Origin of the sequence: Enterobacter sp. Cy-643 (assembly GCF_011752815.1) — a bacterium.
Taxonomy (GTDB): Bacteria; Pseudomonadota; Gammaproteobacteria; order Enterobacterales; family Enterobacteriaceae; genus Cedecea.
The window spans coordinates 729,456-756,360 of sequence record NZ_VWWV01000002.1; the positions used below are offsets into that span (position 1 = coordinate 729,456).

The 26,905-nt window shown below is 54.4% G+C and carries 27 protein-coding genes and 1 pseudogene; 21 read left to right on the forward strand and 7 right to left on the reverse strand.

Features of this window, described 5'->3' with window-relative positions; all coding sequences use genetic code 11:
- Positions 1–65 precede the first annotated feature (65 nt).
- Both F3J29_RS11795 and F3J29_RS11800 read left to right on the forward strand, forming a co-directional pair.
- Complete coding sequence (locus tag F3J29_RS11795) at positions 66–2,522, forward strand: TcfC E-set like domain-containing protein (RefSeq protein ID WP_286175320.1); 2,457 nt, start codon at positions 66–68, stop codon at positions 2,520–2,522.
- The gene (locus tag F3J29_RS11800; RefSeq protein WP_166866258.1) at positions 2,519–3,724 is read left to right on the forward strand and encodes a hypothetical protein; all 1,206 of its coding nucleotides are present in this window, start codon (positions 2,519–2,521) and stop codon (positions 3,722–3,724) included. Before F3J29_RS11795 ends, F3J29_RS11800 begins: the two co-directional genes overlap by 4 nt.
- 165 nt (positions 3,725–3,889) lie before the next feature.
- Here the strand turns inward: F3J29_RS11800 and F3J29_RS11805 are convergent.
- From F3J29_RS11805 to F3J29_RS11815, 3 genes and pseudogenes are all read right to left on the reverse strand, one after another.
- Positions 3,890–4,786, reverse strand: a pseudogene (locus F3J29_RS11805) (RHS repeat protein); the annotation flags it as partial.
- A 119-nt stretch (positions 4,787–4,905) separates the two neighbouring features.
- Positions 4,906–5,343 carry a lysozyme gene (locus tag F3J29_RS11810; protein WP_166866260.1) on the reverse strand — a complete coding sequence of 146 codons (438 nt, stop codon included), beginning with the start codon at positions 5,341–5,343 and terminating at the stop codon, positions 4,906–4,908.
- An 897-nt stretch (positions 5,344–6,240) separates the two neighbouring features.
- The gene (locus F3J29_RS11815) at positions 6,241–6,621 is read right to left on the reverse strand and encodes a DUF4354 family protein (protein ID WP_166866262.1); all 381 of its coding nucleotides are present in this window, start codon (positions 6,619–6,621) and stop codon (positions 6,241–6,243) included.
- A 408-nt stretch (positions 6,622–7,029) separates the two neighbouring features.
- On the opposite strand from F3J29_RS11815, the gene F3J29_RS11820 reads away from it, so the two are divergent.
- Positions 7,030–7,314: a hypothetical protein gene (locus F3J29_RS11820; protein WP_008455937.1), complete on the forward strand. Its 285-nt coding sequence runs from the start codon at positions 7,030–7,032 to the stop codon at positions 7,312–7,314.
- Positions 7,315–7,345: 31 nt separating this feature from the next.
- Here the strand turns inward: F3J29_RS11820 and F3J29_RS11825 are convergent, their stop codons facing one another.
- Both F3J29_RS11825 and F3J29_RS11830 read right to left on the reverse strand, forming a co-directional pair.
- Positions 7,346–8,632, reverse strand: coding sequence for a DUF445 domain-containing protein (locus F3J29_RS11825; RefSeq protein WP_166866264.1), 1,287 nt, complete (start codon positions 8,630–8,632; stop codon positions 7,346–7,348).
- Entirely contained in the window at positions 8,632–9,540 is a 909-nt protein-coding gene (locus F3J29_RS11830; RefSeq protein WP_166866266.1) for a LysR substrate-binding domain-containing protein, read from the reverse strand. The genes F3J29_RS11825 and F3J29_RS11830 overlap by 1 nt, the downstream gene beginning before the upstream one ends.
- 164 nt (positions 9,541–9,704) lie before the next feature.
- On the opposite strand from F3J29_RS11830, the gene F3J29_RS11835 reads away from it, so the two are divergent.
- Both F3J29_RS11835 and uspG read left to right on the forward strand, forming a co-directional pair.
- A complete protein-coding gene (locus tag F3J29_RS11835; protein ID WP_166866268.1) occupies positions 9,705–10,478 on the forward strand; it encodes an SDR family NAD(P)-dependent oxidoreductase in 774 nt (257 codons plus the stop codon).
- A gap of 594 nt (positions 10,479–11,072) precedes the next feature.
- The gene (gene uspG, locus F3J29_RS11840; RefSeq protein ID WP_008455928.1) at positions 11,073–11,504 is read left to right on the forward strand and encodes a universal stress protein UspG; all 432 of its coding nucleotides are present in this window, start codon (positions 11,073–11,075) and stop codon (positions 11,502–11,504) included.
- A 44-nt stretch (positions 11,505–11,548) separates the two neighbouring features.
- Here the strand turns inward: uspG and F3J29_RS11845 are convergent, their stop codons facing one another.
- Together F3J29_RS11845 and F3J29_RS11850 are read right to left on the reverse strand one after the other, a co-directional pair.
- Positions 11,549–12,934 carry an amidohydrolase family protein gene (locus tag F3J29_RS11845; protein WP_166866269.1) on the reverse strand — a complete coding sequence of 462 codons (1,386 nt, stop codon included), beginning with the start codon at positions 12,932–12,934 and terminating at the stop codon, positions 11,549–11,551.
- Between the two features lie 49 nt (positions 12,935–12,983).
- A complete protein-coding gene (locus F3J29_RS11850; RefSeq protein ID WP_166866271.1) occupies positions 12,984–13,589 on the reverse strand; it encodes an ankyrin repeat domain-containing protein in 606 nt (201 codons plus the stop codon).
- 178 nt (positions 13,590–13,767) lie between these two features.
- On the opposite strand from F3J29_RS11850, the gene F3J29_RS11855 reads away from it, so the two are divergent.
- The 16 genes from F3J29_RS11855 to F3J29_RS11930 all read left to right on the forward strand — a co-directional run bounded on the left by F3J29_RS11855 (position 13,768) and on the right by F3J29_RS11930 (position 26,856).
- Positions 13,768–14,697 carry a LysR substrate-binding domain-containing protein gene (locus F3J29_RS11855; protein ID WP_166866273.1) on the forward strand — a complete coding sequence of 310 codons (930 nt, stop codon included), beginning with the start codon at positions 13,768–13,770 and terminating at the stop codon, positions 14,695–14,697.
- A gap of 87 nt (positions 14,698–14,784) precedes the next feature.
- Positions 14,785–15,369: a DUF2239 family protein gene (locus tag F3J29_RS11860; protein ID WP_166866275.1), complete on the forward strand. Its 585-nt coding sequence runs from the start codon at positions 14,785–14,787 to the stop codon at positions 15,367–15,369.
- Positions 15,362–15,703 (forward strand): GIY-YIG nuclease family protein, encoded by a 342-nt coding sequence (locus tag F3J29_RS11865; protein ID WP_166866277.1) that lies wholly within the window; start codon positions 15,362–15,364, stop codon positions 15,701–15,703. The genes F3J29_RS11860 and F3J29_RS11865 overlap by 8 nt, the downstream gene beginning before the upstream one ends.
- On the forward strand, positions 15,687–16,568 hold the full coding sequence (locus F3J29_RS11870) for an alpha/beta fold hydrolase (protein ID WP_166866279.1): 882 nt from the start codon (positions 15,687–15,689) through the stop codon (positions 16,566–16,568). Before F3J29_RS11865 ends, F3J29_RS11870 begins: the two co-directional genes overlap by 17 nt.
- Before the next feature lie 104 nt (positions 16,569–16,672).
- Entirely contained in the window at positions 16,673–17,023 is a 351-nt protein-coding gene (locus F3J29_RS11875) for a DUF1330 domain-containing protein (protein WP_286175322.1), read from the forward strand.
- A gap of 212 nt (positions 17,024–17,235) precedes the next feature.
- Positions 17,236–17,958 (forward strand): dienelactone hydrolase family protein, encoded by a 723-nt coding sequence (locus F3J29_RS11880; protein WP_166866282.1) that lies wholly within the window; start codon positions 17,236–17,238, stop codon positions 17,956–17,958.
- Between the two features lie 108 nt (positions 17,959–18,066).
- Complete coding sequence (locus F3J29_RS11885) at positions 18,067–18,318, forward strand: DUF1158 family protein (protein WP_039290884.1); 252 nt, start codon at positions 18,067–18,069, stop codon at positions 18,316–18,318.
- Positions 18,319–18,552: 234 nt separating this feature from the next.
- On the forward strand, positions 18,553–21,600 hold the full coding sequence (gene fdnG / locus F3J29_RS11890; RefSeq protein WP_166866284.1) for a formate dehydrogenase-N subunit alpha: 3,048 nt from the start codon (positions 18,553–18,555) through the stop codon (positions 21,598–21,600).
- Positions 21,601–21,611: 11 nt separating this feature from the next.
- The gene (gene fdxH / locus F3J29_RS11895; RefSeq protein WP_166866286.1) at positions 21,612–22,496 is read left to right on the forward strand and encodes a formate dehydrogenase subunit beta; all 885 of its coding nucleotides are present in this window, start codon (positions 21,612–21,614) and stop codon (positions 22,494–22,496) included.
- The gene (fdnI, locus tag F3J29_RS11900; protein ID WP_502706557.1) at positions 22,474–23,139 is read left to right on the forward strand and encodes a formate dehydrogenase-N subunit gamma; all 666 of its coding nucleotides are present in this window, start codon (positions 22,474–22,476) and stop codon (positions 23,137–23,139) included. The genes fdxH and fdnI overlap by 23 nt, the downstream gene beginning before the upstream one ends.
- Positions 23,140–23,348: 209 nt before the next feature.
- On the forward strand, positions 23,349–23,612 hold the full coding sequence (locus tag F3J29_RS11905; RefSeq protein WP_157141438.1) for a YdgH/BhsA/McbA family protein: 264 nt from the start codon (positions 23,349–23,351) through the stop codon (positions 23,610–23,612).
- Between the two features lie 32 nt (positions 23,613–23,644).
- The gene (locus F3J29_RS11910; RefSeq protein ID WP_166866290.1) at positions 23,645–24,412 is read left to right on the forward strand and encodes an alpha/beta fold hydrolase; all 768 of its coding nucleotides are present in this window, start codon (positions 23,645–23,647) and stop codon (positions 24,410–24,412) included.
- A 91-nt stretch (positions 24,413–24,503) separates the two neighbouring features.
- Positions 24,504–24,770: a BufA1 family periplasmic bufferin-type metallophore gene (locus tag F3J29_RS11915; protein WP_008460533.1), complete on the forward strand. Its 267-nt coding sequence runs from the start codon at positions 24,504–24,506 to the stop codon at positions 24,768–24,770.
- 16 nt (positions 24,771–24,786) lie between these two features.
- A complete protein-coding gene (gene bufB / locus F3J29_RS11920; protein ID WP_205246735.1) occupies positions 24,787–25,623 on the forward strand; it encodes an MNIO family bufferin maturase in 837 nt (278 codons plus the stop codon).
- Complete coding sequence (locus F3J29_RS11925) at positions 25,620–26,366, forward strand: HvfC/BufC N-terminal domain-containing protein (protein ID WP_166866292.1); 747 nt, start codon at positions 25,620–25,622, stop codon at positions 26,364–26,366. The genes bufB and F3J29_RS11925 overlap by 4 nt, the downstream gene beginning before the upstream one ends.
- Positions 26,367–26,385: 19 nt before the next feature.
- The gene (locus F3J29_RS11930) at positions 26,386–26,856 is read left to right on the forward strand and encodes a DoxX family protein (protein ID WP_286175327.1); all 471 of its coding nucleotides are present in this window, start codon (positions 26,386–26,388) and stop codon (positions 26,854–26,856) included.
- Positions 26,857–26,905 lie beyond the last annotated feature (49 nt).

Consider the following 26,905-nt stretch of genomic DNA (forward strand, 5'->3'; position numbering starts at 1 on the left):
CGGGAGATAAGGGGACTTCCCTTATCTCCACTACCTGACCTGACTTAATTATTGGAATATCATTCATGCGCATGAATCGATTGCTCATTGGATCGATCGCCCTAACAATATTCAGCACAAATGCAACCACATTGACGGAACAAGCCGCTTCAATACCTGCTGAATTTAGGCAATATCTTTTCAACGTTCCTCTTTCAGCACGAGTCGCCCTTGACGGTAAGATCCTCGGTGATGCGATAGTTATTCTGAGCGAAAATGGTCAAGTTCAGCTAATACGTTTTACGGATAACACGGAAAGTGAATATGGTGAAGGCGAACGACAACATTGGCTGACAGCGTTGGCCAACCCCGTGCCACTTGGAGAATGTAAAAAAGGATGCCCGGCTGGGCTGATGGCTATCGACTATAACATCAGTGATGCACGACTGACGCTTCTCACACCTCATACTACAACGAACAATGACCGGTACTGGTACACCCTGCCAGAAGAGGGTGATACCGGGCTAATGTTCAGCAATCAACTGAATCTTAGCGGAAGTCGACAGCAATCTGCCCTCAGTTGGAACGCGGGAATTGATGCTGCGCTTGGAAACTGGAGCGTTACCAGTAAATTTCAGCAGGATAGCAGCTGGACTAATGGTCAGGATTCAGCATCCCGTCATGCAATGACCTCGCTGTACACTCAGCGAGAGTTTCAGCAACACTTTTTGCGGGCAGGATTATTTACCCCTGATAGTCAGGGGCTGCTGCGTCAGCCTTACCTGGCCAGCGGTGGCATCAGCACTTTAGCAGGGATTATGGCGGGAAGTGGTGATGCCCTGCTTAAATCATCCGGCACCCCTGCTTTGTATCCGGTGTACATCACCGCCAACCGCGAGGGCATCGCAGAGATTTATCGTGATGGCTCATTGATAAGTTCTCAGCCAGTAATGCCAGGGCTGCAGGAACTGGACACCTCGCTACTCCCGCAGGGCATCTATGATGTTGAAATTCGTGTTCTTGAAGATGGCCGGGAAACCAGCAGAGTAACAGAAACTATCAACAAGCCAGGGCAATGGCGTACGCCGGGTCAACGTTTGCGTTACAATTTTTTCGCTGGCAAGCAACAAACGCTGTTTAACAGCGACAGCACCGAGCAGGAAAGCGACCTTGCGGTAGGTAGCAGTATCAATTATTTACTCACTCCGCGGATCACAACCGGTTTTGCCTTACAAAAAGTAGGAAGTGAAAATCAAACCGGCGCCTCATTTGACTGGCAAATTGCCCCCGCTTTTCAACTTTACAGCAATGTGTGGCGCAGCAATGTTACCGGCTATGGCTTTGATTCCCAGGGGATCTGGACACATAAACAGGGGATGTTAGCAATGAGCCATAGCCGGAGCTGGTATCGTCAGGACAATGATTTATACAGTCGCCGTCCGCTGATTGATCACAACACCTCTTTTTCTGCTACCTGGCGGCTAAACAGTGAAAATAGCTTAAACGGTCGGCTCACGCATAGCAGCCGTTATGGCGGTATCGGGATTGATATAGGGTTTAATACCAGAGCCACACTGGCTGGAACCGCGATTAACTGGCGAATTTCCGGTTTTGACAGGCCTTACGGCAATAACGGTAACTTACGCAATCAGGGCTTCAGCCTGAATGCAAGCTTCGCACTTGGGGCAGACGGACGCAGCGGTAATTTAAGCGTAGGGAGCCGCACGGACAACAATGGTGCGCGCGACCTCTACGCAACGGCTTCGGTGAACCAGCAGTGGTCAGAGGAAAATCCGATTAAAACAACAAACCTGACACTGACGGGAGACCGGCATGGTGCGGGTTTCAGTGCTTATAATCAGTTCGATACTGATGTAGCCCAGGGAACGCTGTGGGGGCAGAGCTCCACGCTGAATGGCAATCTGTCAGGCGGTATCAATATGGGAACCCTGCTGGCATTTGGGCAAGGAAAAGTTGCGCTATCTAATCAGGCAAACGGCGGCCAGAAAGGCGGTATGATTGTCAACGTAGATTCCGATGACGACACTGCATCCCTGGTTGCCCTGACTCCGTCGGGAAATGTTTCCCTCAAGCCCGGTCGCAACTTTATCCCACTGGAAGCCTGGAAACCGGGTACCGTTCAAATTGACTTCACCGGAACCGATGCCCCGGCACTGAAGGTAGAGCCAGAATATCTCGACTATCAGCATATTCCTGGCGGCATTAGTGCGAGGGATGTACGAGTGATGAAAACCATTACGTTGATGGGCCGCCTGGTCAATGCCGGAGGCAAACCGCTGGGTGGAGCCTTTGTGGTTAACCACGCCGGGCGTACAGTAACGCAGCCTGATGGTTTATTTACTCTCGAAATCCACGAACTTAATCCGGTACTAACAGTAAAACACGCCTCTATTTCAGCGTGCGAAATCAAGTTTTCACCTGCTGAACAAAAAAACGATGACATTATTTTTGCCGGGAATCTGACCTGTCCTGATACAGAATTTATGGCTAATCATCATCAAGATAAAAAGGACGGCGTATGAAAATAATATTATGGGCGGCAGCAATATTCCTACTAAACGTTCCGGTGGTAAAAGCAGTAACGGTGGATATAACGACTGAATTCAATGCTGACATGTCAAAACCACAGCATAATGAATTTAAAAATACAACACCTGAATCTGGATGGTGTTTCGTTCATCCAGATTACTGTACCCCGGGGGACTACTCAATAATGATACCATCGTTGCGAGTGGATAAATATTTAGACAGCCAGTCATCAAACATACTCGATAATCATATCTCCCTAACATTAAACACACAAAAAAAATATGTTACATTTCGAAATACAAAAACAGGAGCTACGTTCGAAGGAGAATTTAATTTATTTTTAATCAGCCAGGTTTATCGACGTATAAATCCAGGCGACAATGATATAGGTGGCCCCGTAGCTGATGCTGTTTTTTATAGTAACTCAGATGGTTGCTTTACTTCAATACCTGCTGGCACCGCTAGTTCTGTTGGATTTAGCACTTCAATCAAAAACGCCAACAATATTACAACATGCCAACATAAAATGAACGGCAGACCTTTTACGGGCCCAGTATACATGGATGAAATAAGCATAGGTTACCGTCTTGTAACACCGAGACCAATGGATTTATTGTCAGGGGATTATGAGGCCGAAATTGTATATACTCTGGCTAATGGCGGTGATATCGATTTCTATGCAACAAGCTATTCAGACAATGAATTAAAATTTCACGTTAAAGCTACTGTAAATCATGCCTTCAATGTAAAGTTTGCTGCCCGTGATATTAACATTAGCCTTTCCCCTCAGGATGGTTGGGAATCATGGCGAAACGGAGGCCGCATTCCATCAAAGCTAAGTAAAGAAGTCCCTTTCGACATATCAAGCTCAACTAGATTTTCCGTCACGATGCAATGTGATACTCCTATGGATGAGAGATGTGGGCTTAAAAATACACAAACCGGCGAAACAGTACCAATGGATGTGGCTCTAACTATGCCTGGATTTTTTATCAACAATACAAATGTGAACAATACTCTGCTCACAACCCGGGCCGGCGGAAGTGAATTTGATACAACTGGATCATTTGTAGTAAACCGCCGCTCACGAGTAGAATTTCGGGTCAACCGTCCTGAAGTAGAAAAGATGGTAAAATTACCGGGTTCGGCCTGGAAAGGTGCAGTTACGTTGATTTTTGATTCAAAAATGGAATAAAACCCGAATAATTCAGCCCCACTCCGGTGGGGAATCTGGCCCCAGAGTATTTTTTCTCACTCAGATAGTTTCATCCGTCATACCAGTATGTTTTGCTTACCGACCCGGAATCAATGGGGCTGAGCCGTACGTTAAAAACGGCGGATTTTATACCATAATCAATAAAAGCATGCCGTTGCCGTGCGCCTCACGCAGCTTCTGGCCGGCGGCAGAGTATGTCAGGGACTTCACGATAGTCTGTTCTTTTCCGTCCTTTAGCGTCAGCCAGCTGCCCGACAGCATCCCCGCCACGTCGTAGGCCACACGCTGCTGATTACCTTTTGCATCGGTGGCGATCAGCACTGCCCCGGCGGCGTCGGCGGTGGTCAGGGTGGTATTTGTCTCACCGTTCAGCAGGTCGTTCCAGGCGGAGGCGTCTGTACCCTGCCAGTTGGCTGTCACATCCGGGTTATCTGCGTCCTTCAGCAGGCGGCGGGTGACGGAAAGCGGCACGCCGGTCAGCGCGATACTGTCCGTCTGTACAAGCCCGGCCGTGTCGTAGTGGCTGACAGGCTGACCGTCGAGGTTAAGCGCTTTCTCCTCAACAGAGTTACCGGCATAAACAAAGCGCTCCGTGATGCGAGCAGGTTCACCTTCCACATGCTCCGTAATACTTACCGGACGACCGGGCAGCTCTGCGTCCTCATACTGCCAGCTGCGGGTTACCGCCTGACTTGTGTCCTCCGTACCATCACCGGCAGTGCTGATGTTGCTGACCGCCAGAAACGGCCGACCGGCGGCATCGTTCAGCGTCACAGTGATACCGTTATCTACCCCCTGTGACCGCAGAACGCTGCCGGCCAGGTCGGTCTGGTAGCTGAAGTTCATCAGTCCTGCCGCAGACAGCCGTGGGTCAGCGTTTTGCGTCAGAAGGCCGCGGGCATCATACTGATGACGGGCGATGCGCTCATCGGTGGTGTCGGGGGAGTCAGGGTGACGGTGGTACGCGAGATCGCGCACGGTCAGCCCGCGGCTATCGAGAACCGTGACCGAAGGGGTTTTGCTGAACAACGGAGTGCTCATGGATTTCTCCTGTTTATGAATACAGCCGGGCTGGCGGCACTGTCAATCACACGCCGGCAGCGTCAGGACTGACAATCCACTAGCCATCAGTGGCTTTCACCGCATGTTAATTGTCAGAATTATGATAAAAATAATGCTCGTTCACGCAGGCGCCGTGGTAATAAGATATCAGCGGCATCACCCGATTTTTTCCATTTAGGAAATTCATTAGCCACACCCTGATAATTAGCCATATTTAAAAGTTTCAGCAGCGTTGATCCTTTAAATGCAGACGCACCTATATTGAAAATGAAGCTGCAAAGCGCGTCGTACTGGTTCTGGTTTAATGTGCACTTAACATAAGCTTCGAGGGTGTTTTCAACCCATGACAAATCCCCTTTGAGCAATATTGAAGATTGTTCCGCAGTTATTTTCATCCCCACGAACACAGGTACTCCATTAACATTGCCAGTATGGCCTACCCCAATCGTTGGAATACCGCGAGAGTCTGAATATCCTGTCAATTTTTCGCCTTCTTCACGCTTAATGAAGTCAATTCCACCGTCACTTATTTGCATTGCTCACGCCCCCTGCCTTACGTTTACAGATAGCATTGTCGATTGATACCCCTATTTATTTGGTTGACCTTCCCCCCGTATTAAAGGCCGCCATACGGTCGCTATGGTGGATCAAGCCCGAAGGGTGTAGCGGATATGCAGAATGATATCGCTCAGACTTAACAGCAGTGTCTTCAGCTTCTTTCCGGCTGACCAGGTCAGGAAATTTTTACCGCCAATATACGTCCAGTGTGGAAACTACTGAGCTGCGTCGTAGACATCATAATTATTTATTTTTTCGCCAGCGTTAAATTAATTAATTTTTCTGAACCAACACTAAAAAACGAGATGAGTGCATCAAATTGGTTTGATAAAATCGAAGCCAGAACATTGTTATTAACAGCCCATGCACATCAGTTTTCATTGATACCTCCGTGCAGAAATAATTATCCACCCGCTAACGAAAGAGAGTGAAAACAGGACTCAATTGTTATGCCAATGCATATCATAAATATGTACAAAGGATGACTTAAATATTTTAACCACAAGATTTAAGCAATAGATTCATCCTCATTAACTTTATTAATTCGAACCCTTTAATTGCTCTATCCAAAAAAACTATAGGACCAAAGTTTAATAAACAAAAATCGATAATAACAGTCATTGCAATAACATTTAATAGCCAAAATCTATCAAGCTAACATTTATCAATCTGAGTTTTTTATTTGTTTTTTAATCAATTAAATTAAGAGGTTGGAATATTATTACTTTGATGATCAAAAATGGGGGCTTTAATATCTCAAAAAATCAACCAACCAAATTTTGTAGGGGTTATTGTTGCTAATGCGGGAAGTAAAGATAGATTGAGGTTCATCAGACAGGCCAATAAAGGGCAGCCAGGAAGACTGCCCGATAGAATTACTTGCAGTCGTCGGAAAGGGTGATCAGCCCTGCTTTATAAACCCCTGCATCTTCAGAGGCAAAGACCGCGATACCTTTTGCCATTTTTCCTGCCTTAAGCTGTCCCTTAACCAGCGCCTCATCCACGGTATCCAGTTTAAACTCTTTGTGATCCGGGGCAGTGGCCTTCAGGCAGACTTTTGACAGATCAACATCTTTATCGGACAGGTTTGCCAGCGCTACGTCAAAGGTATTGGTATAAGCGCTTTTGCCGCCGACGGACATTGAGCCCGTAGATTTTTGCGTGGCATACACGGCAAGGCTATCAGATACCGATGCCGCGGCAGAGAAGCAGAAACTCGTCAGCGCGAGGGTGGAAATAACAGCGAATGCTTTCATATAAAGTCCTTTCTATAGGGTTACTCTCTCGGCCACCGTGGACACGAATTCCACAGTCCAGGCCCCATAGTAGTTCTCCTAAACTAAACCGCCACTCAATTTGACGCTTCTCCGCAGAGCGCTCCTCTTTCAACAAGGGCGAATGACTTTTATCTGTATCTGTACTCAATAACAGGCCTAAAAATCACAGCAACAACACAATTATTAGCTGATTAATTATTTCACCTGAAACGTAATAAACATCTACTTTATTGAATATACGGATATTCTCTGCGGTCAATTGTGGCAAATGACACGCTCTTTTACTTTTCCTCGCCAGCGCATATTTCTCGCCGCAGTAGACTTGTAGGTACCGCCATCTCCTCGCGGAGCTGGCTCCCAAAACGCTTATGTCAGCAGGTGAATAACATGCATAAAGCCATCAAAATGCTGCTTGCCAGCTCGATTTGCTTGCCTTTATTCGCCGCAGCGGCCGACCCCGTCATTCCCTGGGCCGACAACAGCGGTGGAACCGAAAGCCAGCACATCGCCGCCATGGGGCAAAACCTTAACGGCCAGCACCAGGCCATCAGCAAAACGCAGGAAGGCGTCTGGGCGGATAACAGCGGTTCGATAGGCGCTGACGAACAGGCTCTAAGCAGCAGTAAACCCGCTTTTGCCGGTGACCCAAAACTGATGCCTCATCAGGGCTAACCCAGCTGCACAGGGCCTCGCGCCCTGTGCCTTAAAACCGCAGCCCCCAGCCCTCAATCACGCCCGGCAATTGTGAAAGTAAATAGAGCACCAGTCCGACCGAGCCCCCCACCAGCGTGCCGTTAATGCGAATGAACTGCAGATCTTTGCCGATGTTGAGTTCAATCTGCCGCGACATGTCTTTTGCGTCCCAGCTTTTCACCGTGTCGCTAATGTGCCGGGTGAGAAAAGCTGAGAAATCCGGCGCGATATGCCGGGCAGCCTGCTCAAGGTGCTCATTCAGCGAGGCCCGCAGCGAAGCATCAGCCGTGAGCGTTTCCCCCAGCCACTGCCCCGCTTCGGCAATGCGCTTTTGCACCCGCGAGTCATCGCGGGCGATATCTGTTTTCAGCCAGCCCCGCAGGTCATTCCAAAGCTCGCCGAGGTAGAGATTAAACTTCTCATCTTCCTTCAGGTAACTTTTGATCGTTTCCGCTTTAGCGGCCATTTCCGGGTCATTTTTCAGGCTATCGATAAGCCGCTGCACGGCGCGATCGAATGCCCGACGAAGCTGGTGCGTTTTGTCCTGGCTCACGTCATCCAGCAGAGAGTTAACGGCGTCGGATACCAGCTCTGCGCTTTGCTCGCCCAGCCATTCGGTAGGCAGCACCCTGGCCTTGACCGGGTGCTCGGTTTCCAGCCAGTGGACGATCTGGCGGGCAATAAATTCCCGGCTGGCCGGTTTCTCGAGCAGCGCCAGCAGTTGAGCTATGACCGAGTCGAGCAAGGCCTGATGGCGGTTGTTTTTGGTCAGACTTTCCAGCAGCAGCGCGCTGGAATAACTGAGATCGACTTTATCAATGGCTTTGTGCACCGCCCGGCGAATCAGCCCCTGAATCCGCGTGTCATCGGTCAGAGACAGCCAAGCCTCCATCACCTTGAGCATATGCCGCCCTACCTGCTGAGCATTTTCGGGCTGCCGGAACCAGGTCCCCATCATCTGCGCCGGCTCATGGCGACGAATCAGGTCAATCAGCGACTGAGTATCCAGAAACTTTTCCTGCACGAACTTGCCGAGATTCTCGCCGATACGGTCTTTATTACGAGGAATAATGGCGGTATGCCGGGCGATAAACGGGATCGGTACGCGACGAAACAGCGCCACCACCGCAAACCAGTCCGCCAGGGCGCCGACCATCGCCGCTTCAGAAATAGCTTTCAGGCCGCTGACCCAGAAACTGGGCGGCAAAAATAAGGTCGCGACAAACGCTGCGGCGGCAATCAGCAAAAGCGAGAGCGCCAGCCGTTTGGCGCGCTTTAATTCGGTGAGTTTTTCCATTACTTAAGCGTAGCGCCCGTCTCTGCCACCAGCCAGTCATGGAACAGCGTCACCTCCGGGCGTCGACTGGAGCGCTCTGAACGCACGATAAAATAGGACCAGGTGAGCGGCCATTTGTGCTGTGGGAAAAGCTGGCGCAGCTGCCCAAGATCGATCAGTTGCTGGACCAGCGCTTTACGCACCACCGCCACACCACGCCCGCTTAGGGCAGCCAGAATAACGGCCGACGTAGAGTTAATGTGCAGGCCGTTTTGCTCGCACAACGCCACGCCGATAGTCCGGGAAATGGTTTCCCAGTCCGGGAAATTCGCCCCGGGATGCGGCGTATCATCATAGATAAGCTTCTGTTTTGACAGCCAGTCCGCCTCGGTAACGCCGGCCAGCAGCTGCGGGCTGCAGACGATCACCGCCTCTTCGTCCATTAACCACGTTGACTGTAAACCGGGCCAGCTGCCGGGACCGCATCGTATGCCGACATCAGCCTCGCCGTGCAGCACATCGGTCAGTTTTTCCGTAACGTTAAGGCGCAGATCAATGCTGTCATGCTGCTCGGAAAAAAGGTTGAGACGCTCCATCAGCCAGTTCATCATCAGTACCTGAGAGGCGGTAATCACCACCACCGCGCGGGCTCTGGCGCCGCGCAGCTTATTCAGTCCCTGCTCCAGGCTGTCCAGCCCAGCGGTAATGTCCTGCAGCGCCTCCTTTGCCTCCTCCACCAGCGTAAGCCTTTCTTTCCCGCTGCGCGTGCGGTGCAGCAGCGGATGACCGACCCACTCTTCCAGGGAACGAACAAGCTGGCCAACGGCGGCGGGCGTGACGCCCAGCTCTTCGGCTGCACCGGTGAAACTGCCGTGGCGCGCCGTGGCTTCAAAAGCGTGCAGCCATTTCAGGCGATTCAGCGATCTCATATTTTCTCTTCGACAAAGGACGACATACCGACAAGATAGTTTTTCTTTCTCGATATGCAAGTTCTTATGCTTCGTCAGGCGCAAATGGCTTTGGCATTCTGTCGCCATTCCGAAGCGCCACGCAGGCAGCTTCACCTTATTAAGCAAAGAGAAACGAGGTCATCATGTCTATATCATTCGCAGGTAAGAAACTTTTAGTTGTTGGCGGCACCAGCGGTATGGGTCTGGAAAGCGCCCGGCAGGTGCTGGAAAACGGCGGGAAAGTTGTGCTGGTCGGGAATCGCGCGGAGAAAGCCGAACAGGCACGCCAGGCGCTGTCTGCCCTCGGGGAAGTGTCCGTCATCGTCGCAGACCTGATGAGCAGCGAAGGCATGCATAAAGTGATGAACGTGATTAACGCCGGGCACCGCGACATCAGCCTGTTGGTGAACGCTGCCGGGGTCTTCTTCCCGAAAGCCTTTACCGAACACGAAGAGGCGGATTACGACATGTACATGAACATCAACCGCGCGACCTTCTTCATTACCCGTGAAGTGGTGAAAAACATGGTTGCCGCCGGGATCAAAGGTTCAATCGTCAACATCGGTTCCATGTGGGCGCAGCAGGCCATCGGCGCAACGCCATCTTCAGCCTACTCGATGGCGAAAGCCGGTCTGCACGCGCTGACGAAGAACCTTGCCATTGAGTTGGGTTCACAGGGTATTCGCGTCAATGCGGTTTCTCCTGCTGTGGTACATACGCCAATTTATGAAGGCTTTATCCCTAAAGAGGATGTGGCGGACGTGATGGGCAGCTTTGATAGCTTCCACCCGATTGGCCGCGTAGGTACGCCACGCGACGTTGCCGAAGTGGTTAGCTTCCTGCTGTCCGACAATACCACCTGGGTGACAGGCGCCCTGTGGGACGTTGACGGCGGCGTGATGGCAGGCCGTAACTAGGCGCGATCGCCCCTCACCCCGACCCTCTCCCCAAAGGGGCGAGGGAGAAAATAAAAGCCCTGGGAAACATGGAGTATCCCCTCTCCCCAAAGGAGCGAGGGAGAAAACAAATGCCCTGGGAAACATGGAGTATCCCCTCTCCCCAAAGGAGCGAGGGAGAAAACAAAAGCCCCGGGAAACATGGCGTATCCCCTCTCCCCAAAGGAGCGAGGGAGAAAACAAAAGCCCCGGGAAACATGGCGTATCCCCTCTCCCCAAAGGAGCGAGGGAGAAAACAAAAGCCCTGGGAAACATGGCGTATCCCCTCTCCCCAAAGGAGCGAGGGAGAAAACAAAAGCCCTGGGAAACATGGGGTATCCCCTCTCCCCAAAGGAGCGAGGGAGAAAACAAAAGCCCCGGGAAACATGGCGTATCCCCTCTCCCCAAAGGAGCGAGGGAGAAAACAAAAGCCCCGGGAAACATGGCGTATCCCCTCTCCCTTCCAGGGAGAGGGTTAGGGTGAGGGTAAAAAAAGGCTTATTTCCCCGTCAGATCACGGCGAAGCGGCGCCGTTAGTGCCAGGATGAATCAAACGTTACCAAAAGGAGCTAAACGATGTATAAAACCATCTTAATGCCGGTGGATGTTTTTGAAATGGAGCTCACGGATAAAGCTATTCGCCATGCCGAATATCTGGCGAAAGAGTCTGAGGGCACCATCCACCTTCTGTACGTTTTGCCTAAATCCCCGCTGTTTAATACCCACGGTTTTTCCTCTGACATCCGTAAATTCGACGAGTACCTGAAGAAAAATGCCGAAGAAAAAATGGAAGAATTGCGCGGGCACTTCTCACTGCCTAAAGAACGCGTGGTGCTGGAGATCCGTTACGGCTCGGTACGGGATGAAGTGAACGAAGTCGCACAGGACATTCATGCGGATGTAATCATTGTAGGTTCGAAGAATCCGTCTATTTCCACTCACCTGCTCGGCTCCAACGCTTCCAGCATTATCCGCCATGCTCGCTTCCCGGTCTTTGTTGTGCGGTAAGGTGTCAATAAATAGCCTGCTTTTGCAGGCTATTTTGCCTCACATTACATCACGCTGCCCCAGACCAAATTGCCCTGATGGAAGGTCGCGGTACGCGGCGAAATACGCGCCACCGCTTCTGCAGAACAGGATGCATCCACCAGCACAAAACTCGCTTCATCCTGCGCCTTCGGCCATACCTGTTTACCTTTTTCATCCAGCGGCAAAACATTGCCGGTGGCAATCGCCAACGAACGCGACAGGCTAAGTTCGCTCGGGCGAACGTAGAGCTGCGCATACAGATTGGCTTTTTCCAGCATGTCGCCCAGCCCGTACGGCGACCAGTGATCGATCACGCTGTCGGTGCCGGTCATCACCAGCACGCCTTTTTGCTGGAGCTGCTTCAGCGGCATATGCAAAGTCCCGATGGGCACCGTAGAAGCGAGACCGATCTGCTGGGCAGCCATGCGCGTGGCAACATCATCCACCTGCTGTGGCGTAAGGGTCGCCAGCGCAAAGCCGTGGCTGATGGTCAATTTGCCTTTAAGCTGCGGCGTTTTCTCTACCGTTTCCACCATGTAGTTCACCGCCGCCACGCCCGCCGGGCTGGTTTCATGCAGGTGAATATCCACGCCTTTGTCGTAATCAAGCGCTATCTGGAACATGGTATCGAGCGATTTCTCCATCGCGCCATCCACGTTGGTGGGATCCAGACCGCCCACGTAATGCGCCCCCGCCTGCATCGCTTCGCGCATCAGCGGTTCAGATTTTGAAAGCAGCAAACCGTGCTGCGGAAACGCCACGATTTCACATTTCAGGCCTGACTTTCTCTCCGCCAGCACCGCCTGCAGGTTTTCAAGGTTCTTCAGCCCGGAAACCGGCTCAATGTTGCAGTGGCTGCGGGCAATCGTCGACCCTTTGGACTGGATAAGATCGATAAGCTTTCCGGCGCGCTCGCGGGTGTAGGGCTGCAGCTCCGGCAGAATTTTACGCTCCCAGGCAATCATATCCATGATGGTGGTGCCTTCCGGGCGGTTATGTACCTGCCACGGGCCGCCGTAGAACGTCTTGTCCAGATGGATGTGCATATCACGCATCGCCGGCAGCAACAGCTTGCTCCCAGCGTCGTAACTGTGCAGCGTACCGTCAGGGTGTGATTTATTGGCGCGAACTGCCGCAATTTTGCCGTCTTTGATTTCTAACGTGTGCAGTTCGGTGCGGGTACTGACGGCGGTTTCGCCTTCATAATTAAACCCGGTTTCCAGCCGCACATTGTCGAGGTAATAGTGTTTTTCGCTGATAGCATTCATTTGGTGGTTGCTCTCACAGGCGGTTGCAGGTGTTTTCGCGGCCCAGGCTGCGGTGCCGGTAGCCCCAAACAGCGCGCAGGCTGCGGCGACCTTGCCGCCTCCGCTGATAAAATCGCGACGGCTTTTCTCAATCTCAGTCATTATTATTTTTCTACCCAGAGTGTGATGGTTGTTGTCAGGCATACAGCGGCTAAGCGCCCGCCTCTCTCAGCAATTGAGCGATTTCGCGGTAGCCTTTTTCTTCGGCCAGTTCCAGCGGCGTTTTTCCGTATTTATCCGTCATGTGGGGGTTGGCGCCGTGTGCCAGCAGCAGGGAGACAATCTCCTGCTGCTTTTTGCCGCCGTCGTTCAGCACGATGGCCTCAAGCAGCGGCGTCCAGCCGAGGAAGTTGGTGTGGTTGACGTTAATCCGGGTGTGCGCCAGCAGCTCGCGCACAATCTCGACGTGCCCTTTCTCGCTGGCAGGCGTAATACCTACCCCGCCAAAACGGGTTAAGCGAGTCAGATCGGGCTTCGCGGGTAACAGCAGGCGCAACAGTTTAAGATCGTTATTCAGGCAGCTAACCAGGAAAGGATTAAAACAGGTTTCATCCTGATGATTAATGTCCGCGCCAGACTCAATAAGCAGCGCCACGCAGTCATAATTTTGCTTCAGGCTGGCAAGGGTGATGGCCGTTCTGCCCTGCCGGTTGGTGACGTTAATATCCACGCCCTGCGCCAGGCATGCTTTCAGCGTTGCCACGTCTCCGTCCAAAGCCGCCCTCAAAAACCCGGTTATCAGCTCGTTGTCAGACATCATGTTCTCCCGTCGTTCGCGGTTATGGCCGAAATTCGAGAATAACAATGCCCTGGCGGGAAAAACATCCGCTTAAAAAAGATTCATCGCTGATGCCGCTATTGTTGAATACGTTTTAATAATCCTTTTCAGAATGTGTCAAACTCCCCGCATCACGCGTCATCGAAGGGAGCACGGAATGAACTCCATCTTTACCGAAGAGAATCTGCAGGCCTTCACCTGCGCCGCCCGCTACGGCAGCTTCAGCCGGGCTGCAGAAGAGCTGGGCGTGACCACCTCCGCCATCAGCTACACCATAAAACGCATGGAAACGTGGCTCGATGCGCCGCTGTTTATCCGCAACACCCGCAGCATTGAGCTGACCGAGTCCGGGACCTTTCTCTACCGCAAGGCCAGCGACTTGTTGAATGATTTTCAAGGGATCCGGCGGGGTATTGAGACCATTTCGCAGGGCATCGAAGCGAAAGTCAGGATCTGCATTAACCATCTGCTGTACACGCCTCAGCACACGGCCAGGATGCTGAATATTTTGAAAAAGCAGTTTCCCGGCTGCCAGATTGCCGTCACCACCGAGGTGTACAACGGCGTCTGGGATGCGGTGCTCAACAATCAGGTGAATATTGCAATCGGCGCGCCGGATGCGCTGCTGGGCGGGGGCGGCATTGACTACACGGAAATTGGCGTTATCCGCTGGGCGTTCGCCATCGCGCCAGATCACCCTCTCGCCGCGGCACAGGAACCGATCCCCGAAAGCCAGCTCAGGCTGTATCCGAATATCATGGTGGAAGACACCGCCTCCACCATTAATAAAAAAGTGGGCTGGCTGCTGCACGGCCAGGAAACCGTGGTGGTACCGGACTTCCCGACCAAATGCCAGTGCCAGATTTTAGGCGACGGCATCGGTTTTTTGCCGGATTACATGGCGCGTCGCGAGGTAGAAAACGGCCTGCTGGTGACCCGCCAGGTTCATAACCCACGCCAGCATTCCCGCATGTTGCTTGCCACACAGCACGCGGCGACGGGCCAGGTCACCCGCTGGATCAAACAACAATTTCGCCCCGGCGGCGTGCTCGCAGAGCTGTATCAGGACTTGATGCACCAGGCCTGACCTCACTTTCTATTTTACCCGGGTATAATTGACAATATCGACTCTCCCCGATAGTCTATGTTTTTACCCGGATAAAATAGGTGTCCCATGTCTTCTGTCACCCTTACCGCCTTTATGCAGCGGCAGCAGATTGCCCGCGGCAGCCTCGGCGAACTGCTGCGGCAAATAAAGGCCATGCCAATCGGCAACGAGCCGGTGTTTATCTTCCATGACCAGACCGGCAAACGGCTGGATATCCACGTCCACGGGGATGAAGCCAGCGCCATTGCGGCTTACCCGGAGTTGGCCGAACAGCAAACCGAAGAGACCGCTGCGGTTAAAACTCGCGGCCGGCCAAAGCTTGGCGTATCGGCGAAGGAAGTCACCCTGCTGCCGCGCCACTGGGCGTGGCTGGCCACACAGCCGGGCGGCGCATCTGCAACGTTACGTCGACTGATCGAACAGGCGAGAAAAGCCAGCGAACCGGCGGACAGCAAACGCCGCAGGCACGAAAGCGCCTACCAGTTTATGCACGAAGTGGCGGGCGATCTGCCTGAGTACGAAACTTGCCTGCGCGCGCTATTTGCCGATGACGAAGCGGCCTTCAACGCCGCGATGGAAGGCTGGCCGCAGGATATTCGCCGCTATGCGACAACGTTGGCTTTCGGCAAGCAGGAATCCAAAAATGACTGAAACAATAAACAAAAAAGATCTGAAGCAGAGCTATAAAGACAGCCCGGCCACGGCAGGTATCTATTTGATAACCAATACGCAAACCGGCCACAAGCTGCTCGCCAGCGCCGCTAACGTTCAGGGCGTGTTAAACCGCCATCGGTTTGAACTGAAGTTCGGGCAGCACCGCAATAAGGCGCTGCAGCAGGCCTGGAACCAGTATGGTGAGTCAGCTTTCGAGTTCACCGTGCTCGAAAAGGTCAAGCCTGATGAGCAAAACGTTAAAGCCGCGCTGGAAAACCTGCTGGAAGCCTGGCAGAAAAAACTGAGGATCGCCCATGAACACAACTGCTAACCTGCCGGTCTCCCTCTACTTCGACGGCTTCGGTGATAAAAAGCACCCGGCAATAGTCCTGCTACCTGGGCTGGGAAGCCAGAGCATCAGCTGGTCGCAGCGTTTTTGCCAGCGGCTGGCCGACGCAGGTTTCTATGTTTTACGGGCCGATAATCGCGACTGCGGGCTGTCCCCCTCGTTGAACCACGCGGGCGTGCCCGATCTGCAGGCGCTCTCCCGGGGCCTGGAGATCCCCATCGCCTACACGCTCCGGGACATGGCGGCAGACGTTGCGCTTACGCTGGACAACGCCGGTCTTCCGGCAGCGCACATTGTTGGCCGTTCCATGGGCGGCATGATAGCCCAGCTGTTTGCCGCGCAATATCCGCAAAAAACGCGGTCTCTGTGCGCCATCATGTCCAGCACCGGCAATCCGCAGCTCCCGCCGCCGGCTCCCGATGTGATGGCAATGCTGATGGGGCCAAAGCCCGATCCGCATTCGCACCAAAGCGCCTGGCTTGAGCAGCAGCTCGCATTCTTCAGGCGAATTGCCTCCACGCACCTCCCGTTTGACGAGGAGTACTACACTGCGCTGCTAAAAACTTCTCTGGCGCGCGCCAGTTCAGCGCACGGAATGCTTCGCCAGATTGCGGCGATGGCGGCCAGCGGCGATCTCCGTCAGGAGATAAAACGGATCGCGACCCCCACGCTGGTGATCCACGGCACGCACGACCCACTGTTCCCCGTAGACGCCGGGCGGGACATTGCCAGAACCATTCCCGCCGCAAAATTGCAGCTTATTGAAGGTATGGGCCATGAAATCCCTCCCGTGCTGGAACAAGACGTGGCCTCTCTGCTTCTCACTCATTTCGCCGCCGGGAAATAACAGGAGTGATTATGGCGACATCCTCAAATCCAGCATCTTATCTGCAACCAACCCTGGAGGCCGGGCGACATTTTGTGATGAAACGAATTCCCGGGGAGGTTTATATGCTCAACCTCCTGCGTTTTCGGGAAATGGCGGATTATTCAGCCGCCCCGGAATTAATGCCGCTTAGCCCGATTAGCGGCGCGGAAGCGTTTCAACGCTATATACAGCACACGCTGCCGTTTTTGCGCCAAAGCGGCGGGGATATTATTTTCCTTGGCGCCGCAGACAGCTGGCTGATTGGCCCACAGGATGAACGCTGGGACTGCGCTATGCTCGTGCGGCAGAGCAGTACCGCAGCTTTTCTGGCCTTCGCGAATAATGAAGCCTGTATGCAGGGAATTGGCCATCGCACGGCGGCGCTGGAAGATTCTCGCCTGTTACCGATTACGCAGCGTGATGCCTTAATGTGAATAAGGCCTGGAGATAGAATGGGTATTCCCTGCCCGAACATCATTAATTACAATTATTCACATAAATTATTTATCGCTAACAAATAAACGCTTTTTAAATTAAATAGCATTTCATGCGCTTGTAAATTTAATAAATTGCTAATTTGTTAGCAATATGAAATTAATTAGACTTCACCTGCGGACCAATAAATTTTATTTAGGGGTTAATTCTGATGTCAGAAATTATTTCAACACCCATTACTTATCAAGTCGAGAATCAAACCTTTGAAAGCGTGCTGGTCTACCAGGAAAACCAGAGCGCTGCACGGCCCGGCGTGCTGATCGCGCCCAACTGGATGGGCGTGAGCGCCGGGGCAGTTGAACAGGCCAAAGGGATCGCCGCCCAGGGCTACGTGGTGTTGGTCGCCGATCTTTACGGCCTGGGTCAACGCCCGACCAACGCCGATGAAGCCGGTGCCCTGATGATGGGCGTGAAGGATACCCCGGCAGAAGTTGGCCGCATGCAGGCCGCGCTGGACACGCTTGCCGCCCAGAAAATTGCAGCTGTCGACGGCAGCAAACTGGCGGTAGCGGGCTTTTGCTTTGGCGGGCACTGCGCGCTGGAGCTGGCAAGAAGCGGCGCGGATATCAAAGCGGCTGTTTCCTTCCACGGCACGCTGGATACCCTAAAAACCCACGCCGCCGGAGAGATCAAAGCCTCTATTCTGGTGCTGGACGGTGCGGAAGATCCGCTGGTGCCGCGCGAGCAGCTGAGCGAGTTTGTCAGCGAAATGAACGCCGCATCGGTAGACTGGCAGCTGGTGAGCTACGCCGGTGCCGTGCATTCATTCACCGATCCGGGTGCGAACGTTGAAGGCGTGGCGAAATACCACCCGGAAGTGGCAAAACGCGCTTTCACCCAGATGTACACGCTGCTGCAAAACGTTTTTAACTGATGATGATGGCCTCTGTTCGCAGGGGCCGATTTTCCTCTTATCTCAAATGGTTTACACCCGGGTGCACTTTCCCGGACAATAGCCTTTTAACTTCAGGCTAACAACGTCATGAACCATCCACATCAAGCGCTGTTGAGCGCGGGCGGCATTTTGCTGCTGGCCTTTCTGTCGTGCCTGCTGCTCCCGGCCCCGGCGTTAACGCTGACGCTGGCACAAAAGCTGATCGACACATTCCACCTGGTCGACCTAAGCCAGCTCTACGTGATCCTGTTCTGTATCTGGTTCCTCGCTTTGGGCACCGTTGAATATTATCTGCTGCGCTTTATCTGGCGCCGCTGGTTCTCGATCACCCGCATCTGACTCAACGGCTTCAGCGTGCCGTTTCCTGGCTAAACGGCACCGCTTATGACTGGATATCTTTACTCCCCTTTTCTCTGCCCCTGGCACACGCCAGTGTTATCTCCGTCAAATAACCACTAATCCTAAATGGGTAATCCTCTACCCAATGTTTATCGAATTGATTTCACGCAATATCTGAATGGCTATAGCTGCTATTTTCGCCCGCACTAAAAACGTCATAACAATGAGGTGACGATGAACGTCAGTCGCAGGAAGTTTTTCAAAATCTGCGCCGGCGGAATGGCAGGTACAACGGCGGCGGTGCTGGGCTTTGTCCCAAAAGCCGCGCTGGCGGAAACGCGCAACTACAAGCTGCTGCGTGCAAAAGAGACTCGCAATAGCTGTACTTACTGTTCTGTTGGCTGTGGTTTATTGATGTACAGCCTCGGAGATGGCTCGAAAAATGCCAAATCCAGTATTTTCCATATCGAAGGCGACCCGGATCACCCGGTCAACCGCGGCGCGCTGTGCCCGAAAGGCGCGGGGCTGCTCGACTACATTCACAGCGATAATCGCCTACGCTACCCGGAATACCGCGCGCCAGGATCGGACAAATGGCAGCGCATCAGCTGGGAAGAGGCTTTCTCCCGCATTGCCCGCCTGATGAAAGACGATCGCGATGCCAACTTCATCGAGAAAAATGAACACAACGTGACGGTTAACCGCTGGCTTTCCACCGGGATGCTCTGCGCTTCGGCGGCCAGCAACGAAACCGGCATGTTAACTCAGAAGTTTGCCCGCTCGCTGGGCATGCTGGCGGTAGATAACCAGGCGCGCGTCTGACACGGACCAACGGTAGCAAGTCTTGCTCCAACATTTGGTCGCGGTGCGATGACCAACCACTGGGTTGATATCAAAAACGCCAACGTGGTGATGGTGATGGGCGGCAACGCCGCTGAAGCCCACCCGGTCGGTTTCCGCTGGGCGATGGAAGCCAAAAACAACAATGACGCCACGCTTATCGTGGTCGATCCGCGCTTCACCCGCACGGCCTCTGTGGCGGACATCTACGCGCCGATCCGCTCCGGCACCGACATTACCTTCCTGTCGGGCGTGATTCTGTACCTGATAAATAACAACAAAATCAACGCTGAATACGTCAAACACTACACCAACGCGGCCCTGCTGGTGCGTGAGGACTTTAGCTTCGAAGATGGCCTGTTCAGCGGCTACGACGAAGAAAAGCGCCAGTACGATAAAACCACCTGGAACTATCAGTTCGACGAAAACGGCTTTGCGAAGCGAGACGACACGCTAACCGACCCGCGCTGCGTCTGGAACCTGCTCAAAGAGCACGTTTCCCGCTACACGCCGGACGTCGTCGAGCATATCTGCGGCACGCCGCAGGCAGATTTCCTCAAAGTCTGCGAAGTGCTGGCGTCAACCAGCGCGGTCGATCGCACCACCACGTTCCTGTATGCGCTGGGCTGGACTCAGCATACCGTGGGCGCACAGAACATCCGCACCATGGCGATGATCCAGCTGCTGTTGGGCAACATGGGGATGGCGGGCGGCGGCGTCAACGCGCTGCGTGGCCACTCCAACATTCAGGGCCTGACCGATCTCGGCCTGCTGTCCACCAGCCTGCCGGGTTACCTCTCTTTACCGTCCGACAAGCACACCACGCTCGACGGCTACCTCACCGCCAACACGCCAAAAGCGACGCTGCCGGGTCAGGTGAACTACTGGGGAAACTATCCGAAGTTCTTCGTCAGCCTGATGAAAACCTTCTACGGCGACGACGCGCAGAAAGAGAACGACTGGGGCTTTGACTGGCTGCCGAAGTGGGATCAGGCCTACGACGTGCTGAAGTACTTCGACATGATGGATCGCAACCTCGTCACCGGCTATCTGTGCCAGGGCTTTAACCCCGTCGCCTCATTCCCGGATAAAAACAAGGTTGTCGCCAGCCTGAGCAAGCTGAAATACATGGTGGTTATCGACCCGCTGGTGACGGAAACCTCTAACTTCTGGCAAAACCACGGCGAGATGAACGACGTTGATCCGGCGAAAATTCAGACCGAAGTGTTCCGCCTGCCGTCCACCTGCTTTGCCGAAGAAGACGGCTCTATTGCCAATTCGGGCCGCTGGCTGCAGTGGCACTGGAAAGGCGCGGATGCGCCGGGCGAAGCGCTGAATGACGGGGAGATCCTGGCCGGCCTTTACCACCGGCTGCGCCAGATGTACCAGGCCGAAGGCGGCAAAGGCGTTGAGCCGCTGCTGAAAATGCGCTGGCACTACGAGCAGCCCGATAATCCTGAGTCCGAAGAGGTCGCCAAAGAGAGCAACGGCTACGCGCTGGAAGATCTGTTTGACGCCAACGGTAACCTGCTGGCGAAAAAAGGCCAGTTGCTTGATTCCTTCGCGCTGCTGCGTGATGACGGCTCCACGGCCTCCGGCTGCTGGATTTACGCCGGGAGCTGGACCAGCAAAGGCAACCAGATGGCAAACCGCGACAACGCGGATCCGTCCGGGCTGGGTAATACGCTGGGCTGGGCGTGGGCGTGGCCGATGAACCGCCGCGTGCTGTACAACCGCGCCTCGGCAGACCTGCAGGGCAAACCGTGGGACGCCAAACGCATGCTGATTGAGTGGAACGGCACGAAATGGGTCGGGAACGATATTCCGGACTTCAGCACCGCCGCCCCGGACAGCGGCGTCGGGCCGTTCATCATGCAGCAGGAAGGCCTGGGCCGCCTGTTTGCCCTCGACAAACTTGCCGAAGGGCCGTTCCCGGAGCACTACGAGCCGTTTGAAACGCCGCTGGGCACCAATCCGCTGCACCCGAACGTGGTTTCCAACCCGGCGGCACGCCTGTACGAGGCGGACGCTAAACGCATGGGCAACAGGCAGCAGTTCCCGTATGTCGGCACCACTTATCGCCTGACGGAGCACTTCCACACCTGGACCAAGCACGCGCGGTTGAACGCCATCGTGCAGCCGGAACAGTTCGTTGAAATCAGCGAAGGGCTGGCGAAAGCGAAAGGCATTGCGCACGGCGACCGGGTGAAAGTCAGCAGCAAACGCGGCTTTATTAAAGCCGTGGCCGTGGTGACGCCGCGCCTGCAAACCCTGCGGGCTGGCGGGCAGGAAATTGAAACCATCGGCATTCCGCTGCACTGGGGCTTTGAAGGTGTGGCCCGCAAGGGCTATCTCGCCAACACCCTGACGCCGTCGATAGGCGACGCCAACTCACAAACGCCGGAATACAAGGCGTTTCTGGTCAACATTGAGAAGGCGTAAGGGAGGAAACAATGTCCATGCAATCTCAGGATATTATCAAACGCTCGGCGACGAACAGCTTCACCCCGCCGCCGCGGGCACGTGACTTCAAGGAAGAAGTCACCAAGCTCATCGATGTCACAAGCTGTATCGGCTGCAAGGCCTGCCAGGTCGCCTGCTCGGAGTGGAACGACATCCGCGACGAAGTCGGCCACTGCGTGGGGGTTTACGATAACCCCGCCGATCTAAGCGCCAAGTCCTGGACGCTGATGCGTTTTTCAGAAACCCGTGAAAACGGCAAGCTGGAATGGCTTATCCGCAAAGACGGCTGTATGCACTGCGAAGATCCGGGCTGCCTCAAGGCCTGCCCGTCCGCCGGAGCGATTATTCAGTACGCCAACGGCATCGTGGACTTCCAGTCGGAGCACTGCATCGGCTGCGGCTACTGCATCGCGGGCTGCCCGTTCAACATCCCTCGCCTGAACAAAGACGATAACCGCGTGTATAAATGCACCCTGTGCGTTGACCGCGTCAGCGTAGGCCAGGAGCCCGCCTGCGTGAAAACCTGCCCGACAGGTGCGATTCGCTTTGGCATCCGCACAGAGATGCTGGACATGGCAGAGCAGCGCGTTGAAAAGCTGAAAAAACGCGGCTTTGAACATGCGGGCGTTTACAACCCGCAGGGCGTGGGCGGCACGCACGTCGTTTACGTGCTGCACCACGCGGACCAGCCGGAGCTGTACCACAACCTGCCAAAAGAGCCGAAGATTGATACCCCAATCAACCTGTGGAAAGGCATTCTGAAGCCGCTCTCGGCTGCCGGGTTTGTGGCCACCTTCGCGGCCCTGATTTTCCACTATGTCGGGATCGGGCCTAACGAAGAGGTGGACGAAGATGAGGAGGACAAGCATGAGTAAGATGATCGTCAGAACAAAATTCATCGACCGTGCCTGCCACTGGACGGTAGTGATTTGCTTCTTCCTCGTGTCGCTGTCCGGCATTGCCCTGTTCTTCCCGACGCTGCAATGGCTGACGGAGACCTTCGGCACGCCGCAAATGGGGCGCATTCTTCACCCGTTCTTTGGCGTGGCTATCTTTGTGGCGCTGATGTTTATGTTCGTACGCTTCGTGCATCACAACATTCCCGACAAGCAGGATCTCCCCTGGCTGAAGGGCATTGTTGAGGTGCTGAAAGGCAACGAGCATAAAGTGGCGGACGTGGGCAAATACAACGCCGGGCAGAAGATGATGTTCTGGAGCATCATGAGCATGATCTTCGTGCTGCTGGTGACCGGAATTATTATCTGGCGGCCCTGGTTTGCGCACTATTTCCCGATGTGGATGATTCGCTACAGCCTGCTTATCCACGCAGCTTCAGCCATTATTTTGATCCACGCCATCCTGATCCATATGTACATGGCGTTTTGGGTGAAAGGATCGATTAAAGGCATGGTCGTTGGCAAAGTCAGCCGCCGATGGGCGAAGAAGCACCACCCGCGCTGGTATCGCGCTATCGAGGCCGAAGAAGCCAAAACAGAGAGCCGGAAAGGCATAAAATAACCGCTCGCATCCCCTCTTCCCGCCCGGGAAGAGGGATTATCCCGGTCAATGCCAAAGAATTGTGTTGTTTTGTATCCACACCGCCCACGGCTAAACAACAAAACAAATTCCCTTCCCCCTGACACAGCCCACATACAAACCAGGCGTTAAATAAGCGCATCCGCCACCTTCAGGCGGCAACGTATTCAACGACCCGATATGTGAGGCTTATGATGAAACTGTTCCGCACCGTTATTCTCCCGCTCGTCCTGGCCGCTGCTGTAGCGCCCGCCTTTGCTGCCAAAGAAGTCCACAGCGCTCAGGGCCTGGTCAAAATTGGCACCGTCACAGAAAGCGATAGCACCACGCTGTCTCTCGACCAGCTTAATGAAAAACTGGCTGCAAAAGCTGAAAAAGCCGGGGCCAGCGCCTGGCGAGTGGTCTCCGCCGGCGGCAACAACAGCTACTTCGGCAGCGCCGATATTTACCGCTGATTTATTCCCTCCCACTAAAACAGGAAAAGAAGATGAAACCCACGCGTAAAACGCTGCTGGCGCTGGCTGCGGCTGGCCTGATGACTGGATTTGCTGCCCAGGCGGAAACTCAGCACACCATCGTGTTAGTGCACGGCGCCTTCGCCGATGCAACCGACAGCTGGGAGCAGGTGATCCCGGTTCTGCAAACGCGCCATTACGAAATCATCACCGCGCAGATCCCATTAACCTCACTCGCAGACGACGTGGCGGCGACCAAACGCGCCATCGCCCGTGCCAAAGGCGACGTTATTCTGGTAGGTCATTCCTGGGGCGGGACGGTAATTACCGAGGCGGGTAACGATCCGAAAGTGAAAGGCCTGGTGTACATCAACGCCTTTGCCCCATCGCCGGGTCAGTCCACGGCCGATCTGGCCAACAGCTTCCCGGCTCCGCCAGGCAGCGCAAAGATCATCAAGGGTGCAGACGGCTTCCTGAGCCTCGACCCGAAGGCCATCGCCACCGATTTTGCCCAGGACGCGACGCCTGAAGCGCAGAACATTATCGGCATCACCCAGATGCCGATCGCCGCCGCAAGCTTTACCGAAAAAGTCACCACCGCCGCCTGGCAGCAGAAACCGAGCTGGTTCCTGGTCGGCAGCAACGACCGGATGATCAACCCGGATCTGGAGCGAACGATGGCGAAGAAAATTCACGCCCACGTCACCGAGTTACCGGTCAGCCATGTGCCAATGCTGTACGACCCGAAAAATGTCGCCCGCACGATATTTAAAGCCGTGAATATTACGTCGGGAAATTAATGCGTCTTATTCAATGAGGAGGAAATAACGCTCTCAATAAATAGCCGATGATTGCCGTCCCTAACTTCATTTTAATTATCTGGAGAACACGATGAACCGTATTGCTATGTCCGCGATTGCCCTGTCTTTGGTTTCTTTCAGCGCGGCATCCTTTGCCGCTGAATTAACCGGCCCAAACCTTGAGCGCTGTTTTGGCATTGCCAAAGCCGCAGACAACGACTGTAAGGCCGGCGCCGGTACCACCTGCGCGGGAACCTCCAAAGTCGATTACCAGAAAAATGCCTACAAAATGGTGCCGGCGGGTACCTGCACCGCGATCCAGACGCCAAACGGCCACGGCTCGCTGACCGAAGGCTAATAAAAGGGCCACTCCCATGACGATGACACATCCTTTAGGTGCCGGCTTAAGCCTGAAGCCCGAGCATTACGCCGACGCCTGGGCCAGCCCATCCCCCCTCTGGTTCGAGGTTCACAGTGAAAATTATCTCATGGCGGGTGGCCCGCGCAGAGAGTGGCTGGCGGCGATCCGCCAGCAGCACCCAATCTCGTTACACGGCGTTTCGCTTTCACTCGCCGGTGACGAACCGCCGGACGCTCAACTGCTCTCGCAGCTAAGAGCGCTGGTCACGGACATCAAACCGGCGCTCGTTTCCGAGCATCTCGCCTGGTCGCGCTGGAACGGCATTTATTACCCTGACCTGCTGCCGGTGCCGAGGACAACGCGATTGATGCAACGCGTTATCGACAACATTCGCCGCACGCAGGATGCGCTGGGCTGCCAGATTTCACTGGAAAATCCCACGCATTATTTGCAGATGCCGGAGCATGAGTGGGACGAAATTGAATTTCTCGACGAAGTCAGCCACCGGAGCGGGTGCGGCCTGCTGCTGGATCTGAACAACGTCTGGCTCAGCGCCCACAACCTCGGCTTTAATGCCGCAGCCTGGCTGAGCCGTTTCCCGGTCGAACGCGTGACTGAGATCCATCTGGCAGGTTTTAGCGCCGACGAAGGGGGCAGCGATTTACTGATCGACAGCCACGACCAGTCGATATCCGAGGATGTCTGGCGGCTGTATACAGGACTGATTCAGCGGGCGGGAGCAAAACCCACGCTGATTGAACGGGATGACAACCTGCCCGCATTTGGCGTGTTGCTGGCCGAACAGCAGCGTGCTCAGCGGATTCTCGACGCACTGGGAGAGACCGAATGAGCGCTCACTTAAGCGGCTACCAAGAGGCATTTATTGGCCTGTTATACGGCGAAGCTCGCCCCGAACTGAGCCATTTCCAGACTCAGCCCGGCCTTGCCGTTTATCGCAACGGCGTCATCAAAGCCTGCGTTGACGCCCTGGCGGCTAACTTCCCCAGCGTATCCAGGCTTACCGGAACCGACTTTTTCCGTGAAATGGCGCGGGGCTATGCGCTTGAGCGCCCCCCACACGAAGGTGAACTGGTTCGCTATGGCGACGCCTTCCCAACCTTTATTAGCGCTTACCCTCCGGCCAGAGAACTGACGTATTTAAGCGCCGTGGCCGAGCTGGACAAGCTGTGGCTGGAGGTGTTTTGCGCACCATCCTCGGCTCCGCTGGATGTGCACGCGCTGGCAAACAGCACTGCGGATACCTTGGGTACCACATCATTACGACTGCGGGACAGCGTTCGTTGGTACTGGCACCCCACGCTGCCTGTGTTCACCCTCTGGGCGTTCAATCGCGAACAAACCGCCGCGCCGGAGACGATTCACTGGCAGGGCGAAGGTGCCCTGCTGGTTCGCCGCCAGCAGCGCATTTTTGCCGAACCCTTAAGCCAGGGCGGGTCGGTCTTTCTGACCGCCTGCCGTTTGGGGGCAACCCTCGATCAGGCCAGCGGCAAGGCCCTGGCTGCCGAGCCAGCTCTCGCCCTCGGCCCTTTATTCAGCAACCTGCTCAGCAGCGGCGTATTCGCCGCATCTTAATCACACTTTTTGAGGCCAAATGATGAAAGTATCTGAACAAAAAATGACAGAACAAGGCGTGAGAGCGCTGTGGAAGAGACTCTGGGATCGCATCGAGAGAGGCATTAGCGACAACTTGCTGTTACTGATAGCACGCGTGGGTATTGCAGCCGTGTTCTTCCTCTCCGGCCGCACCAAAGTGACGGGATTTATGACGCTAAAACCGTCCACCTACGAGCTGTTCCGCACCGAATACGCGCTGCCGCTGATACCCTATGATATTGCCGCGCACCTGGCCACGCTGGCCGAACATACCTTCCCTGTTCTCCTGGTACTGGGATTGCTTTCACGCTTTGCCGCCGCGGGATTGCTGTTCATGACCCTGGTCATTGAAATTTTTGTTTACCCGGACGCATGGCCCACGCACCTGATCTGGGGCGGATTGCTGCTGCTGGTGATCGCCCGTGGCGCAGGCCGCTGGTCACTGGACAGAGTGCTCAGGCTGGCGTGAGGGAATGCAGGCGCGGCACTGACCTTGTTTATGCCGCGTCTGCAGCCTG